9 protein-coding genes, 1 tRNA gene and 1 rRNA gene are annotated in these 15,821 nt (G+C 42.8%); 7 read left to right on the top strand and 4 right to left on the bottom strand.

Going from position 1 to position 15,821, the window contains the following annotated elements:
• Positions 1-29: 29 nt before the first annotated feature.
• Positions 30-2,555, top strand: a complete 2,526-nt coding sequence (locus MED217_RS13370) for an alpha/beta hydrolase family protein (protein WP_195891564.1) — start codon at positions 30-32, stop codon at positions 2,553-2,555.
• Between the two features lie 59 nt (positions 2,556-2,614).
• Here the strand turns inward: MED217_RS13370 and MED217_RS13365 are convergent, their stop codons facing one another.
• The 4 genes from MED217_RS13365 to MED217_RS13350 all read right to left on the bottom strand — a co-directional run bounded on the left by MED217_RS13365 (position 2,615) and on the right by MED217_RS13350 (position 5,872).
• On the bottom strand, positions 2,615-2,890 hold the full coding sequence (locus MED217_RS13365; RefSeq protein ID WP_009781068.1) for a DUF6520 family protein: 276 nt from the start codon (positions 2,888-2,890) through the stop codon (positions 2,615-2,617).
• An 87-nt stretch (positions 2,891-2,977) separates the two neighbouring features.
• A complete protein-coding gene (locus MED217_RS13360) occupies positions 2,978-4,477 on the bottom strand; it encodes a MauE/DoxX family redox-associated membrane protein (RefSeq protein WP_009781067.1) in 1,500 nt (499 codons plus the stop codon).
• Between the two features lie 100 nt (positions 4,478-4,577).
• Positions 4,578-5,504, bottom strand: a complete 927-nt coding sequence (locus tag MED217_RS18595; RefSeq protein WP_009781066.1) for a helix-turn-helix domain-containing protein — start codon at positions 5,502-5,504, stop codon at positions 4,578-4,580.
• Positions 5,501-5,872, bottom strand: a complete 372-nt coding sequence (locus tag MED217_RS13350) for a DUF7793 family protein (protein WP_009781065.1) — start codon at positions 5,870-5,872, stop codon at positions 5,501-5,503. The genes MED217_RS18595 and MED217_RS13350 overlap by 4 nt, the downstream gene beginning before the upstream one ends.
• Positions 5,873-6,112: 240 nt before the next feature.
• On the opposite strand from MED217_RS13350, the gene MED217_RS13345 reads away from it, so the two are divergent.
• The 6 genes from MED217_RS13345 to MED217_RS13320 all read left to right on the top strand — a co-directional run bounded on the left by MED217_RS13345 (position 6,113) and on the right by MED217_RS13320 (position 15,821).
• Positions 6,113-8,521, top strand: a complete 2,409-nt coding sequence (locus MED217_RS13345) for an aminotransferase class I/II-fold pyridoxal phosphate-dependent enzyme (protein ID WP_040533612.1) — start codon at positions 6,113-6,115, stop codon at positions 8,519-8,521.
• Between the two features lie 2 nt (positions 8,522-8,523).
• On the top strand, positions 8,524-9,360 hold the full coding sequence (locus tag MED217_RS13340; RefSeq protein WP_009781063.1) for an RteC domain-containing protein: 837 nt from the start codon (positions 8,524-8,526) through the stop codon (positions 9,358-9,360).
• Between the two features lie 1,106 nt (positions 9,361-10,466).
• Positions 10,467-12,695, top strand: coding sequence for a PAS domain S-box protein (locus MED217_RS18590; RefSeq protein ID WP_009781062.1), 2,229 nt, complete (start codon positions 10,467-10,469; stop codon positions 12,693-12,695).
• Complete coding sequence (locus MED217_RS13330; protein ID WP_040532853.1) at positions 12,661-13,083, top strand: response regulator; 423 nt, start codon at positions 12,661-12,663, stop codon at positions 13,081-13,083. The genes MED217_RS18590 and MED217_RS13330 overlap by 35 nt, the downstream gene beginning before the upstream one ends.
• 1,000 nt (positions 13,084-14,083) lie before the next feature.
• A 16S ribosomal RNA gene (locus tag MED217_RS13325) occupies positions 14,084-15,612 on the top strand.
• A gap of 135 nt (positions 15,613-15,747) precedes the next feature.
• Positions 15,748-15,821: transfer RNA gene (locus MED217_RS13320), tRNA-Ile, on the top strand.

Here is a 15,821-nt window from a genome sequence, read left to right as displayed (position 1 = left end):
TGACTGTACTCGGTATTGGACCATATAGTATGGCTCAACAAAATCGCCAACTATCGCAGAATGATCTGAGCAAATGGTATAAATTCTCAAATTCGGGTCTGTCACCGGATGGTCATTGGGTTACGTATAACCGGCATTATAAAAAAGGGAACGATACGCTGGTTCTGGTACATACGGAAACCGAACACCGGCACGAAATCCCCAATGGGCAAAGCCTGCAGTTCTCCAATAACAGTAACTGGGCAAGCTTTAAAACCCCTGAAGAAGTGAATCTGATTAATCTGAAAAACGATTCGATCAAGACCTTTAACACCTATACCGATGCATCCTTTAGCGCCAGTGGCACCCATTTCCTTTTAAAAAACAAGAAGAAGCACCAAGGTCAATTCCTGCATCTCGAAAGCGGGAATTCCCTTAAGCTTACTAATTTAAAAGACGTCTATTTTAGCAAACTTACAGCTAATGCCGTTGTGGTGTTGCAAAGCGATCCGGGTGCCGAACTACAAGTTCTCAATCTGGACGGTTTTCAGGTAACACAAAAACTTAAGACTACGGGTACATTTAGGGCCATACATTGGAACCCAAATGGAAAATCCTTTACCGTGTTGCGGGAAGAGGAAAACAACAACAGTCTGCTTTATGTAGATTTAGAAACCGGTGTGTTCACTTTAAACGAGTATGAACTGGATGAATATAGTTTTTACAAAGGCAGCAGTGCTGATTTTGGGATATCCACAGATAACCGCCGCGTATTTTTTAAAGCAGTACCCCGTGTGGAAACTACAGCTGCACTAGATACCAGTCAACTGGCTAACGTACAAGTATGGAAGGCCAGTGCCCCCTGGACCGAAATTGAAAGCCCCAATTATGACTGGATTGAACATGGTGTTCGGTTAATGGTATGGAAGCCTCAAAAGCAGGAAGTATTGCCTGTAGAATCGAAAGAGCAGCCTTTTTCACTCCTTATTCCCAAACAGCGTTATGCTTTAACCTACAACACCTCTCAATACCTTCCCAGGTTCAAAACTGGGGAACTTATTATGGACCTTAATCTGCTTGATTTGGAAACAGGTCAACGCAGACGCATTGTAGACAGCCTGCCTTTTATAAAAAATAGTTTTTGTGGTTCGCCTGAAGGAAAGTATATCTGTTACTTTAAAAATAAACACTGGTGGATTTATGATATCAAAACGGAACAGCATCTTAACCTGACTCAGGGATGGGAAATCCCTGCGTATGATACCACCTATGACCGAAGCGGCATACCGCCTCCTTATGAAGTCCCCTATTTTACTAAAGGAGATGAAGCTATTTTACTATACGACCATTGGGACATCTGGAAAGTGAGCCCTAAAACCGGGGTACGCCATAAACTTACAGATGGAAGCGGCAGAAACCTACAGTTTCGTTTGACTAAGCGTCCTGTACGACAGGTAAGTGTATATGAAAAACTTAACTTTCAAACCCAGCAGGTTGCTCTTGACGAAAACCCCTTACTTAAAGTTAAAAACCTGAATACTTATGAAATGGGAATTAGCACCTTAAGCGAAACTCAGGACGAGATCTTTTTAAGCTATGATTCTTTAAAGCTTTATGATCTTCAAGCGGACAGCTCAGGTAGGCTGTGTATTTTTAAACAGGAATCTTCGGACCATCCTACCCGCTTAATGTACAGCAACCTGAATCAGAAATCGGTTAAAACTCTTGAACAAAGTAATCTGCACGAGCAGGATTACTATAAACCCCGGTCTGAACTCATTACCTATTGGCAGGGAGGTCATAAACTTCACGGGGCATTGCATTATCCCGTAAATTATGATCCATCAAGAAGCTACCCGATGATCGTAGATGTGTATGAGCTTAATTCGAGAAAGCTACACGATTATCATCTGCCCTCATTAACTTTTCAACGCGGCAGTATAGAGCCGATAGATTTAAATCTCAATGGATATTTTGTACTGCGCCCTGATATTCGCTATGAATTGAATGCCTTCGGAATTTCGGCGGTTAATTGTGTGGGAGCTGCCGTAGATAAAGCAATCGAAACCGCTTCAATCAACCCCAAAGCTGTAGGTTTAATGGGCGTATCGTATGGAGCCTCTGAAGCCGGTTTTATACTTACTCAAACCGATAGATATGCTACTGCTATCATCGGAAACCCGGTGACTGATTTAGTAAGCCATTATCTAGGGTATCTAAATTTCATTCTTGAGTCGGCCTACTTTCGGTTTGAAAATCATCAGTGGCGGTTTGATAAGGGTTTTTATGAGTTCCCGGAGGCCTATCTGGCTAATTCTACCGTGCATCAGGCCGCACAAATCAATACACCCTTGTTGACGTGGACAGGAATAAAAGACCCAAATATTGAATGGACGCAAAGCCGGGAATTGTATCAGGCTTTAAGACGATTGGAAAAGGAGCACGTGCTATTGGTATACCCTGAAGAAGGACATGGTATTAGTGCTAAAGTTGCCCGACAGGACCTGTATAACAGGCATCTGGAATGGTTCGACCACTATTTAAAAGGAATGCCAAAACAAGATTGGATGGATTAAGCATCATACTATCAATCAACGGCAAAAAGAAAGGGGCCAACCGGCCCCCTCTTTACTGATTAATTTTGCACCGGTCTAAAAAGCGGTACTGTACAATCACTAACGGGCGTTAATTTCCCTCTTGCAATCTGTTCCTCACCATTGATGATCAGGGTACACATGACTTCACCGTCTGTATCGCAACTTACCGGCGTGTCACAAGGTTGGTTATTCTCTACATAACCTGTTTGTGGAGCAAAGCTAGCTGCAGTATGTGCAGTACTCACGAAGGCTCCAAAAACACCCAGCCCCATTACCAGAGCTGGTAAAATCAGTTTTCTTTGTGCATTTTTCATAATATAAAAATTAAAGATTACTATTAATTGGCCTACTCGTTTACAGGTTTTCAGCTCTTAAAATCTCCTGATCCCGGCCGGAATATTTTAAAACTTAAAAGCATCAGCTTTTAAGGTGTATTTTATTAAATACGTATCGTAAATGGCGTAGAGTTGATCACCCTTTACCATAAAGTTTCTCAAGGAATGTCCCTTATAATCATAGAGGTAAAAACTAAGCACATAACTCTTATCCTGCAGATCATAAACGTCTATAATACTTGCTTCCTCAAGCATTTCTGCAGGTTCATATTGCCCTAAGCGGTCTGAACGTAAATAGAGATAATGTCCTGCAGTAGCGGCATTAAGATGCACTGCAATGGATTTAGGGCCAATTTTTAGTGTAGTACTGCTGGTTGCAATATCCAGCTGGGCCTGACTCAAAGTATCAATAGTTTTAGCGCTATGTTCGAGCTTAAGCATATTATTCATTACCAAATACTCATTACGGTAGTGATACACATAGATGAGTTTATCCTGGCTCTCATTATATCGCAGAAATCCATCTACATCAAAAATACCATCTACTTGTTTCTCTAATAGCTCCGGAGCTATATGAAATGCTACGGTATCTTTAAAACTCAGCAAGCCCAGCTCATGATCTCCTGTCTCTTTATTTGCAGTTAATACTGCGAAGGTGCTATTATGCAAAGGTTGTAGTTTATAAAAAGAATACTCCGTTTTTAAAATTCTGGATGGTCTCCACTTCCCGATCGTATCAGTAAAAATTACAGGGACACTTCCATCACTGAGGTAATACATTGTATCCAACACCCGAAATTGCAGCGACCTGAAGGAATACTGATCCATATCTTTAAGGTGTAATCTATGGTGTATGGTATCCTGTAGCTTAGTATCAGTTGCAATAATGTGTAAAGGCGCTGTGGTATTTCCCAAGTAAATACTATCGTTGGTGATTCCTGCAATATAATAGGAGTTATAGCCTAGGTTAATTTTCGCCTTAACTTTGGCCACATGCTGAGGATACCGACGTATAAAGGCATTGTTACGATGCATTTGCTCTTCCGAAGTCAAAAACAGGACAATTACCCATACAGCACTTCCCAAAACGCCTGCACAGAGTTTTAGTATTTCCGTTCGTTTCAACCCTGTAATAGGGCTTTTAGAATTTTGAGCAGCGAATAAGAACGCAGTTGCAGCCAAAAACAAACACACCCCATTAAAGATCAAATGCTCTGTCCATCCCAAGGCCTCCAGAATCCCACCACACGAGCAGGGTACAAAATCTGCATAATTAAGAATGATGATGATATAGGTGGTAAACGCCGTCATCAAACACAGACTTCCATATAAACCCACTTTTCTAGTTGTGGGAAGGAGCAGGAGCGCGCTTAGTATATATTCACTTAGTGGAACCAACCAAACCAAGATACCGGCATAGGCACTGAGTAAAGGGGACTGTCCCAACTGAATACCAAAATCATCAAACTCGAGCAGCTTTGCTGTTGCGGCATAGACCCACAGCAGGATAAAGAAGCTGATAACTCCCCTTAGGATCCCTTGTTTGTTAAAACTGCTTAGCGCCATGGTAAAAACTTTGTAGGTTAAAGTTCATCCATCTATTTTACAATGAGTTTGCTATGCAGGAGTATGAGTTATGTCTAAGGGATTTTTTGTAAGGATAGCTTTAAAACAGCTCGTTGCGATTTTTATAGTACGAAGGTTTATGACCGTAACGGGCTTTAAAAGCCTTTGAAAAATGACTGTAATTACGAAACCCGTGGTCTTGTGCGATTTGTTTTAAGCTGGTGGGCGTATTCTGGATTTTGAGCCGTGCAACTTCAAGGCGTTTCTCTAAATGAAACTTAAAGATAGTGTTGTGATACAGCAATCGGAACCCTCTTTTAAGCTTAAACTCATTGGTCGAAAATAGTTTTGCGAGCTCCGGCAAAGAGGGTAGGGGCTGGTCAAGATGTTCCAGTACGTATTGATGCACCTTTTTAATGGTGTTGAAGTCATATTGTAGTTGCTCGGTGTCCTTACGGGAAGTTGTTGCGGTAGGCTGTCCTTTTTGAGGTGGTGGTGCATCTTGCAGGCGCGCCGGCAATCCCCTAAAGAAAAAACAATAGCCTTCTGGCGTGTTGAGCAAATGCCAATATCCCCAGGCCTGTACGGTGCCCTTAGGGAGTTTGAACATCACTAAGGTTTTGACCGGAGGTCTACTGCTTTGCGTTTGCAAATGCAGGGGAAGGATCTCGTGCAAACTGGTAATGCATTCCGGGGTGAGTACCTTATGCAGGGATTTCCCCAGCAGGCGTTTGGAAGCTTGGGTAAGCATTTGAGCCAAGCGTTTATTGATCCCTTGAATTTTAAAACGCGCATTGACGACCAGTATCAGCGGATTGGCCATATCCTTCAATCCAAAGGCTTGTTTATTGATGAATAAATCGGCCAATTCTTCTGCGAGCATGTTGAGGTCTCCAGCGATTTCTTCGAGGTCATTTTGGGGTTGCTCGTGCAGGGGGATACGGTGCGCAAATTCTCCATTGGCGAGCTGTTGGATCATCTGCCGTAAGCTATCAAAGCTGTGACCGGGATTTGAGGATGTTTTCATACGTACTTTTTTAAATAGCGAAGCGCTTCCTGTTCGTGTGTAAATATGTTGGCGTTTCCTACAGGTTGATCAACCCTGATGAAAAAATAGATCACATGATTGCGGGTATCCGGTGGTATTACATACGCTACAGCACGAATAAGTACAGAACCTTGTACCGCCAGATAGCGTCGGGCTTCCAGATCGGGCTGGTTATACTGGCGCATATCACACAAAACGGGATAGGCTTGTTCCCGTTGTAAGCGTAGCCGGTCTGCCACGAGTTGTTTAGCCACGGAAAGATCGAATTGCGGAATCTGCTTGTACCTAAAAAAAAGGATATTCTCCCGCAGCTGCATTACAGCAAAGTTGGTTTCTAAGAAGTTCATTAATCCTGCTATTTGTGTTGAAAGTACTAATTATTCTTTAAAAGTGTGTTTTATAGGCTTGATATACAGGTGTTTTGAGGGTTATTCCCTGTGGTAGATACTTAAAACTTTGCTCTGCGGGATAAAATCTTTGCTTTGCGGGATTTTTTAAAGCGGCGTACGCGTGATAGCGCTAAAGGCTGCTTGCAATTAATTAGTTTAGTGGTGCTTAACTTGAATATCCACGTAATACGCAAGCTTATGGCGCAACTTAGACACAATCATTTTTTAGACACCGTAGATGCGGTTTTTAATCATGCGCGGGCGCAACACATCCTCCATTTACATGCCGATCCTGCTGGTTTTGACGGTAGATTTATTCAGATAGAAGGCCAACGCCTGAAGCATTTTGGAACCACCAGTTATCTGGGATTGGGGCTGGATGAGCGCATCAAAAAGGCTGCAATTTCAGCTATCGAAGCTTATGGTACACAGTTTCCGTTGTCAAAAACCTATATCGCGCATCCGCTGTATCAAGAATTGGAGACCCTACTGGAAGCCATGTACGGTCGCCCGGTGATCGTAACCAAAAATGCTACGCTGGCCCACATGGCAGCCCTACCGGTCCTGGTGGGAGATGCCGATACGGTGATTCTCGATCATCAGGTACACTGGAGCGTACAGGATGCAGCAAACCGACTCAAATTGCGAGGAGTTAAGGTGCTTTTGATACGACATAACCGTATGGATCTTCTCGAAGCGCGTTTACAAGAACTAGGGTCTACCTCACACAAGATATGGTATATGGCAGACGGGGTGTATTCTATGCACGGAGATTATGCGCCCCTGGAAGCTTTAAAACGCCTGGCTCATAAATACAAGCAGCTTCAGTTGTATTTTGATGATGTACACGGTATGAGCTGGGCGGGAAAACACGGTACCGGGGTAATCTACGATCACCTGCAGGAGCTATTGCCCCGTAGCGTTGTGATAGGCACGCTTAGCAAAACCTTTGGTGCTAACGGCGCTCTTATTATTTGTGGAGATCTTGATGCGCATCATAAGATCAAAACCTTTGGCGGACCGCTTACTTTTTCAGCACAATTAGATCCGGCTTCGGTAGGCGCGGCAATTGCCGCTGCACGCTTACATCTTACTTCAGAGTTGAACGACTGGCAACAGGATTTGCAAAAGCGGGTGGTTTGTTTTAATGCGCTGTTGAAGAAGTATAAACTTCCCCTCGTCGCAGTAACCGATGCTCCGGTATTTTTTCTGGCAACCGGAGTGCCGGAAACCGGATATCAGTTAACCCGCAGGTTGCTCGATCGCGGGTATTTTGTAAATATGGGCTTGTTCCCGGCAGTGCCTTCTAAAAATACAGGATTGCGTATTACGGTATCGCTTAAAAACACCTTAGAGGATATTCAAGGGCTTGCACGTTGTCTTCAAGAGGAATACCCCAGAGTGCTACAGGCTACCGGGAATGATTTTGACCAGCTAAGTGCGGCGTTTAAACAGCACTTTGAAGTGATGCCAATGCCTGATACCTCCTTAGCCAACCTAAGCCTGATCGTGGAAGAGACTATTGAAGCTGTTGACCAATCTTTATGGGATACACACTTTAAAGGTTTTGGTATTCTCGACTGGGAGGGCTGGCGTTTTGTAGAACAGGTGTTTGCGCAAGCTGCTTTGCCCGAACATCACTGGAAGTTTAAGTATCTGCAGATCAAGGATGCTCAAGGAGAACTGCTACTTTTAGCAGCCTTTACACAAAGCTTATGGAAAGAAGACGTGTTGGCACCGGCAAAAATTTCTGAAGCTATAGAAAAGAAGCGTATAAAGGATTCTTATTATTTATGCAGTGCGGTGCTTAGTTTGGGTTCTTTATTTTCAGACGGCTTGCCATTGTATTTACAACACGATCATCCTCAGGCAACTCAGGCACTAAACATGATGCTCAAGACCTTGGAAGACTATAGTACAACCCAGAACCTATCACAACTTGTGTTCCGGGATTTGGACTTGGGTCATGCATTAGATACTTGGTTTAATCAAAAGGGCTTTATTCCGGTGGCTATGCCCGAAACGGCATTGGTAACTTCTTTAGACTGGAAGAATCAGGAAGCCTACTTAAATGACCTGAGTACACGCTCCCGAAAGCATTTTAAACGGGATATTTTACCCTTTCGAAATCTGGTGCACTGCAAAGTACAAGCACAGTTGAGTGATGTGCAATTGCAGTTGGCGTACGGGATGTATCAACAAGTAAAAGCACGTAATCTTGCCTTGAATACCTTTACCTACCCCTACAGGCTTTTTGAAGCGATGAATACTTCTGATCAGTGGGAATTTCTAGTCCTGTATGCACGGGAAGGGGAGCAGTTCTTGGGCGTATTGTTTTGTTACCGTAACGGAACAACCTATGTCCCCAGTCTTATTGGGATGGAATACGCACACGCAGCTACCTACAAAACCTATCGCCAACTCTTATACGAAAGCTTGCTCAGAGCCCGTCGATTGCATTGCACTCAGGTGGATTGGGGTATCAGTGCCAATTTTGAAAAGCGTAAGCTGGGAGCGCAACTCCTACCCAAACAAGCCTATATGCGTAGGGATGGCAATTTTATGATGGATTATATCGAAGCGCAACACCAACTAAAAACCGAATAGTTATGAAAGAAGCGGAAGCACGGGTAGCTGCTTTTACCCGGGAGTTACAAGCCTTACAAGAAGCACAAGCCACGCCTTTAAAATGTGCTCTGGAGGCCATTGCAGTCTGTAACAAAACCTTGTCGTCCCTCCAGCATTGGGTAGATACGCATGATTTTGAAAGCATACCCTCTGAGATCTATTTCTTCAAGTCGCTGAAGTCAGAACCCATGAGTCATCTTATTTATTATACCGAAGTGCGCACCTGTGAACTGCAGAAACCCAAGGCGGGGAAACACTATCAAGTAAGTTTTCTGCAAAAAGAGCTTAAAAAGCTCAACAAGTTCTTTTACAGGAATGCTGATTTTGTACATTATATGGAGCTGGGACATACGTATCTGGATCATCAGTATTTTTCACGTACCCAAAATCCGGAGTATCCCGTCAATCCACTGGTGCATTACTACCAGTTTCCTGAATTCACCACCTCACATGATATGCTCTGGGCCAAAGTTAAAGCCATGAACCGATACATTCATTATATACGGGAACAATTGGAGGCTTTACAACCGGGGCAGAATTTTAAATGGAAACAGGATAAGCACAAAGTATTGGTTTGGACGGGCTCTAAAACCGCTTTGGTAGAACTTATCTATGCCTTGTATTCAGATCAGGTCATCAATCACGGCGCACTCGACCTTAAGCAGTTGACCTCAGGATTTGAAGATTTTTTCAATATCAAATTGCAGCACCCGTATAAAACCTATACCGAACTGAAAGAACGCAAAGGCAGCAGGACCAAGTTTTTAAACGAACTCATTCTTAAACTGGAACAAAAAATGCTGGCCGAAGATGCTTAGCGCGTTTTGAAAATTACCAACTACCTAATTTTAAAAAAAGCTTCTCGACTGCGTTTGTAGTGACATTAGGTTATGTATTTCTATCTTAGAACGTTAAGCCGCTAACTAACTAATCTTAGTCTCGACAACTATTCGGATTGTTTCAGCATCGTATCACAAGGATCCAAAAAAGAATAGAACAAAGCTCCCCTCCTTTTAAAGGAGGGGAAAGCCCGCGCAGCAGGGCAGGGGTGGTTCTAGTATATTTACGGCAACACCACCCCGTAAGCTGCGCACTGCGTGCGCCTTGCTGCCACCCCTCCTCAACGAGGAGGGGAACTGATAGCGTTACATAAGGTATGGTTTTCCATTCCAAAACACGCGATACAATTCCTAACCTTCATTGGGATGGGCAGTGCGAGAATCTCCTTATTTTATGATTTTGTATTTCAAGTAGGTGACTGCCGACTGACCGCTGCTACTGCTAATTAATAAAAAACTTCTCGACTGCGCTAGAAGTGACAGTGTATGAAGTATTTCGTATTTCTACGTACACCAACCCCGAATAACAAATCAGCAATAACAAATAGCAAAATAACAAACAGCAGCCTAAAGTTTGCTCACTGCCAACTGCGACTGCCCACTGAGAACTACTTCTCGATACAATCCTTTCGCGCTAAGGCATTCAAGAATCACTCGAAGTGACTGTGCGTTGCTTATTTGTATTTTGTACTTCTGACTTTGTACTTTGATCCGGAGTAACAAACAGCAGCATAACAATTGCCAACTGCTCCCGGAGACTGCTGACTGAACACTGCTACTGCAGACTTCAAAAAAGCTTCTCGATATAATTCCTACCCAAGGACTATAGCTCTAAAATAATAGCTAGACCTTGCTATACTCTATCTTACATTGGGATAACAGCAAATGCTAGGTGCTACACATCAAGACACTATATATTTTTAAATCAATACGTAGGAATTTTCACGTAATCTTTGGTGTGAGCATGGAATAAATCTAACTGTTTATACTAGGTTATGAGTATTTTGACTTAAAGCACAATCAATTTTTTTGTGTAGAATTACTAAAAATGCCTTAATTTGAAGCTGCTATTGTAATTAGAGAAAATGAACCAACAGCGCTACGCGCATATTTTAAGGGATGCCGGTATCGGAGTATGGGAGTGGAATAGGATTACCCATGAAATGCATTATAGTCCTGCGTGGGCTGAAGTGCTAGGGTATTCAGTAGATGATATCCCAGCTATCTGCGAAACCAAAGAAAGGCTTTGTCATCCCGATGATCTGCAAAATTATCAGCGTGCACTTGAGGCACATTGTCTTGGTACTACAGAGCAATATACTTGTACGCTGCGCTTACGACAAAAAAATGGAGACTACATTTGGGTAAAAGATCAAGGACAGGTAGTAAGTTGGAAAGATGGCAGTCCCGAATGGATGACCGGCTACCATACGGCTCTAGATGAAACCGGTATGGGTGCCCTAATCAAAAAAACCTTTATCGATCAAGCTCCGGGTGCCATTGCGATGTTTGATACCCAGCTTAATTATTTGGCTGCTTCGCGCCAATGGTTGATCGATTACAATTTGCCTGAAGCGATTGAGGGGCAAAATCATTATGATCTTTTTGATATCCCTGAACGTTGGAAAGAAATACATAGAAAATGTCTTCAGGGCGAGATACATCAAGCTGAGGAAGATGAGTTTTTTGACCGAACTGGAGCCGCGTTTTATTTGCGATGGCAAGTAAAACCCTGGTACCATCAGGGTGAAATAGGCGGTCTGCTCATGCAAACTTCAAACCTTACCCATTTTAAACAATTACAGTTTGAGCAAAAACGCCAGCAGGCTTTTCAAAAAACGGTTTTCGATTCCATTAACGTAGGCATTGTAGCATGTAACGCTGAGAAAGAATTGACCTATTTTAATAAAACCAGTAGGGAGTGGCATGGTTTACCTTCTAAGTCGGTCCCCGCTTCAGAGCTTTCTCACTATTACAGTTTATATAAAGCCGACGGTAAAAGCCTGTTAGAAGAGGCAGACATCCCATTGTTGAAGGTTCTTGAGGGAAAAGTCTTGGGACCAGACGAGATCATCAGTATCAAAACAGCGGCCAAGAATCGCTACGTAAGGGTTACCGGGAATCAACTTTATGATGAAAAAGAGCAACTCATAGGGGCAGTAGTGGCGATGCACGATATTACAGAGATTATTACCGCAAACCAGGAGAAGCAGTTGATCGACACGACGTTCAAATCTAGTTTTGAAAATGCTCCTATTGGTATGGCTTTGGTATCCCCTGAGGGAAATTGGTTACAGATCAATCAAAAGATATCAGATATCTTAGGATATACTAAAGAGGAATTGAGCGGGATGACCTTTCAAGAACTTACGCACCCTGAAGATCTGGAATTAGACTTGAGTCACGTAAATGCTTTACGTACAGGTGAAAGAGATAGTTACCAAATTGAAAAACGCTATTTTCATAAAACAGGACGCGTTGTTACGGTGATTTTATCGGTAAGTGTCGTTAGAGATAAAGACTTGATCCCCTTGTTTTTCATCTCTCAAATTACAGATATAAGTACACAGCGCAAATCTGAAAATGATCTAAAGCAGGTGCTCAGATTGACCCAAGATCAAAATAACCGGTTGAAAAACTTCTCGCATATCGTCTCGCATAATCTTCGGTCCCATTCGGGTAATTTAAATATGCTGGTCGCATTTCTGAATGAGGAACTAGATGGTAAGCTCAAAGAACTTATGCAAATGATGGATTCTGCAACCGGACAGCTGGCAGAGACGATTGCGCATTTAAATGAGGTGACCGAAATTCAAACTAATGAAAATGCCATACGAAAAACGGTATGTTTAAAAGAGTACATATTGAGGACCACAAACACCCTTAGTGCTGTAATCAAAGAAAATAACATCAGCATCGTTGATCAAACGCCGGCTAACTTGGTGGTAAATGCCATTCCTGCATATCTGGAAAGTATCCTGCTGAACTTCACCTCCAATGCGATCAAATACCGGTCGACGAAAAGGGCTTCCTATATAAAATTTTGTACCGAGGTCAATGCAAATGAAATAGAACTCACTATTGAAGATAATGGATTAGGTATGGATCTTAAAAAATATGGGGAGCGACTTTTTGGGATGTATAATACGTTTCACAAGCATAAGGATTCTAGAGGAATCGGGTTGTTTATAACTAAAAATCAAATTGAGGCCATGGGAGGCCGGGTCACTGTAGAAAGTACCATAGACGTAGGTACGACCTTTACTATATATTTACCTTATGAAGAAGTATACACGAACAGTTTGTCTTATTGATGATGATCCTATATTTATTTTTGGAGCTAAAAAACTAATGGAACGCGCCTCGTTTTGTGATGAGGTTCTCGTGTATACCAATGGAAAAGAAGCCATAGATGCACTTACGCTATTGATGCAAACAGGACCGCTTACTGCAATTCCTGATATTATATTTTTGGATCTCAATATGCCTATTATGGATGGCTGGGGCTTTCTTGATGAGTTTATATTGATCAAGCCTCAAAAAGCAATCGTCATTTATATTGTAACTTCCTCGGTAAGCAGCGCAGACCGGAAGCGGGCCTTAGGCTATTCGGAAACAGTGAAGGATTATGTGATCAAACCGATCTCACCCATACGTATGAATGAAATTTTTGAAAAATATAAAAAAGAAGAAGCGCAATAATCAGATCGGCATTATATAAGAGTGCTAATTTGTACCTCGTATCTGCTGATTTTATATTTCAAGTGGTGGACTGCCTACTGCCCACTGAAACTGCTGACTGAATACTGCTACTGCAAACTTTAAAAAGCTTCTCGACTGCGCTCGAAGTGACCTACAAGCTCTTAGTTGTATTTTGTATTTCTACTTTCGTATTTCACACCACCTCGTGTGTTTTCTGTGTAGTTCATCGAGTAAATCCAGTAAAATTCAGGATTTTGCTTTTTTAGAAGCTGCTTCGATCGTTTGTTATTTTGATTGTATGAGTATATCCAGAAGTTTTTTCAAAAACTTTAAGAATGTAATTAACTGTAAACAAGGCGGTAGTAAATTATTTTAAAAATACTTTGAAAAAGTGCTTGCGGGGATAGATAATCGTTCTATATTTGCGCCTCCAAAATCGGATATAAAAAACGGTTTTACGTTCATAGAAATGCAGATAAAGTAAAGTGCCTCCGGGTTGATCTCGTGGGGAATTTACTAATGATAGAATTTTTGTTTTAGACAAGTCATTGGTTGTGAAATCCATTTGACGGCGTCAAAAATAAAGTTTAAAAAAAGCTTGTTTATAAAGGGAAAAGGGTAGTATCTTTGCCCTCCCGTTTTTCGGCAAGGAAAGCGGATTAGTTCTTAGAAAAGCGACTAAAAAAAGGCCCAAAAAAAACTTTAAATTTTATTTGTTTAGTAATAAAAAAGGTTTGTATATTTGCAGCCGCTTTCGCAGAGAGCAACGCACATTGAAAACGAGATGATTTGGTAATAAAAAGAGAGGTTCGATTCCTTGACATCTAACGATAAATGATCTTCTTTAATTAGGGGAGGAGTTAATTGACATATTGAATTGACAACGCGTATTATCTTTAAAAGATAATATTTGAATTAAAACTAGAACGACCATTTTGAGCTTCTGTTATTACAGAGGTGATTAAATTTCCTTATATCGTGGAATATTATTTACAATACTACGATGAAGAGTTTGATCCTGGCTCAGGATGAACGCTAGCGGCAGGCCTAACACATGCAAGTCGAACGGTAACATAGGAAAGCTTGCTTTTCTGATGACGAGTGGCGCACGGGTGCGTAACGCGTATGCAATCTACCTTGTACTGGAGTATAGCCCAGGGAAACTTGGATTAATCCTCCATAGTCTATATTAATGGCATCATTTTATATAGTAAAGGTTACGGTACAAGATGAGCATGCGTCCTATTAGCTAGTAGGTGTGGTAACGGCACACCTAGGCAACGATAGGTAGGGGTCCTGAGAGGGAGATCCCCCACACTGGTACTGAGACACGGACCAGACTCCTACGGGAGGCAGCAGTGAGGAATATTGGACAATGGGCGGGAGCCTGATCCAGCCATGCCGCGTGCAGGAAGACTGCCCTATGGGTTGTAAACTGCTTTTATACGGGAAGAATAAGTGTTACGTGTAGCACGATGACGGTACCGTAAGAATAAGCACCGGCTAACTCCGTGCCAGCAGCCGCGGTAATACGGAGGGTGCAAGCGTTATCCGGAATCATTGGGTTTAAAGGGTCCGTAGGTGGACTAATAAGTCAGTGGTGAAAGTCTGCAGCTTAACTGTAGAATTGCCATTGATACTGTTAGTCTTGAATTGTTGTGAAGTAACTAGAATATGTAGTGTAGCGGTGAAATGCATAGATATTACATAGAATACCGATTGCGAAGGCAGGTTACTAACAATATATTGACACTGATGGACGAAAGCGTGGGGAGCGAACAGGATTAGATACCCTGGTAGTCCACGCCGTAAACGATGGTTACTAGCTGTCCGGTCTAATTGAGGACTGGGTGGCCAAGCGAAAGTGATAAGTAACCCACCTGGGGAGTACGTTCGCAAGAATGAAACTCAAAGGAATTGACGGGGGCCCGCACAAGCGGTGGAGCATGTGGTTTAATTCGATGATACGCGAGGAACCTTACCAGGGCTTAAATGTAGTCTGACAGATTTGGAAACAGATTTTTCTTCGGACAGATTACAAGGTGCTGCATGGTTGTCGTCAGCTCGTGCCGTGAGGTGTCAGGTTAAGTCCTATAACGAGCGCAACCCCTGTGGTTAGTTGCCAGCGAGTCAAGTCGGGAACTCTAGCCAGACTGCCGGTGCAAACCGTGAGGAAGGTGGGGATGACGTCAAATCATCACGGCCCTTACGTCCTGGGCCACACACGTGCTACAATGGTAGGTACAGAGAGCAGCCACGTCGCAAGGCGGAGCGAATCTATAAAACCTATCACAGTTCGGATCGGGGTCTGCAACTCGACCCCGTGAAGCTGGAATCGCTAGTAATCGCATATCAGCCATGATGCGGTGAATACGTTCCCGGGCCTTGTACACACCGCCCGTCAAGCCATGGAAGCTGGGGGTACCTGAAGTCCGTCACCGCAAGGAGCGGCCTAGGGTAAGACCGGTAACTGGGGCTAAGTCGTAACAAGGTAGCCGTACCGGAAGGTGCGGCTGGAACACCTCCTTTCTAGAGCTTTGCTGCATAGCAGTTAAAGACACGACTATAAGGAAAGACGAAGTTTTAGTTTTAGTTGTCAATTCAAGATATTTTTCGGTTGATGATCCTGAATTCATTTCAGATCATTCAATTGATAAATAGGACAGTCTCATAGCTCAGCTGGTTAGAGCGCTACACTGATAATGTAGAGGTCGGCAGTTCGAGTCTGCCTGAGACTA

Source organism: Leeuwenhoekiella blandensis MED217 (genome assembly GCF_000152985.1).
In the GTDB taxonomy this organism is placed as follows: Bacteria; Bacteroidota; Bacteroidia; order Flavobacteriales; family Flavobacteriaceae; genus Leeuwenhoekiella; species Leeuwenhoekiella blandensis.
Note: the sequence above shows the minus strand (reverse complement) of the source record. Positions and strands in the feature narration are given on the sequence as shown.

Bases quoted from the DNA above. Each gene is read 5' to 3' on its own strand.
- MED217_RS13350 (WP_009781065.1), bottom strand. From the start codon at position 5,872: ATGAACTTCTTAGAAACCAACTTTGCTGTAATGCAGCTGCGGGAGAAT.
- MED217_RS13365 (WP_009781068.1), bottom strand. From the start codon at position 2,890: ATGAAAAATGCACAAAGAAAACTGATTTTACCAGCTCTGGTAATGGGG.
- MED217_RS13360 (WP_009781067.1), bottom strand. From the start codon at position 4,477: ATGGCGCTAAGCAGTTTTAACAAACAAGGGATCCTAAGGGGAGTTATC.
- MED217_RS13330 (WP_040532853.1), top strand. From the start codon at position 12,661: ATGAAGAAGTATACACGAACAGTTTGTCTTATTGATGATGATCCTATA.
- MED217_RS13345 (WP_040533612.1), top strand. From the start codon at position 6,113: ATGGCGCAACTTAGACACAATCATTTTTTAGACACCGTAGATGCGGTT.
- MED217_RS18595 (WP_009781066.1), bottom strand. From the start codon at position 5,504: ATGAAAACATCCTCAAATCCCGGTCACAGCTTTGATAGCTTACGGCAG.
- MED217_RS13370 (WP_195891564.1), top strand. From the start codon at position 30: ATGGCTCAACAAAATCGCCAACTATCGCAGAATGATCTGAGCAAATGG.
- MED217_RS18590 (WP_009781062.1), top strand. From the start codon at position 10,467: ATGAACCAACAGCGCTACGCGCATATTTTAAGGGATGCCGGTATCGGA.
- MED217_RS13340 (WP_009781063.1), top strand. From the start codon at position 8,524: ATGAAAGAAGCGGAAGCACGGGTAGCTGCTTTTACCCGGGAGTTACAA.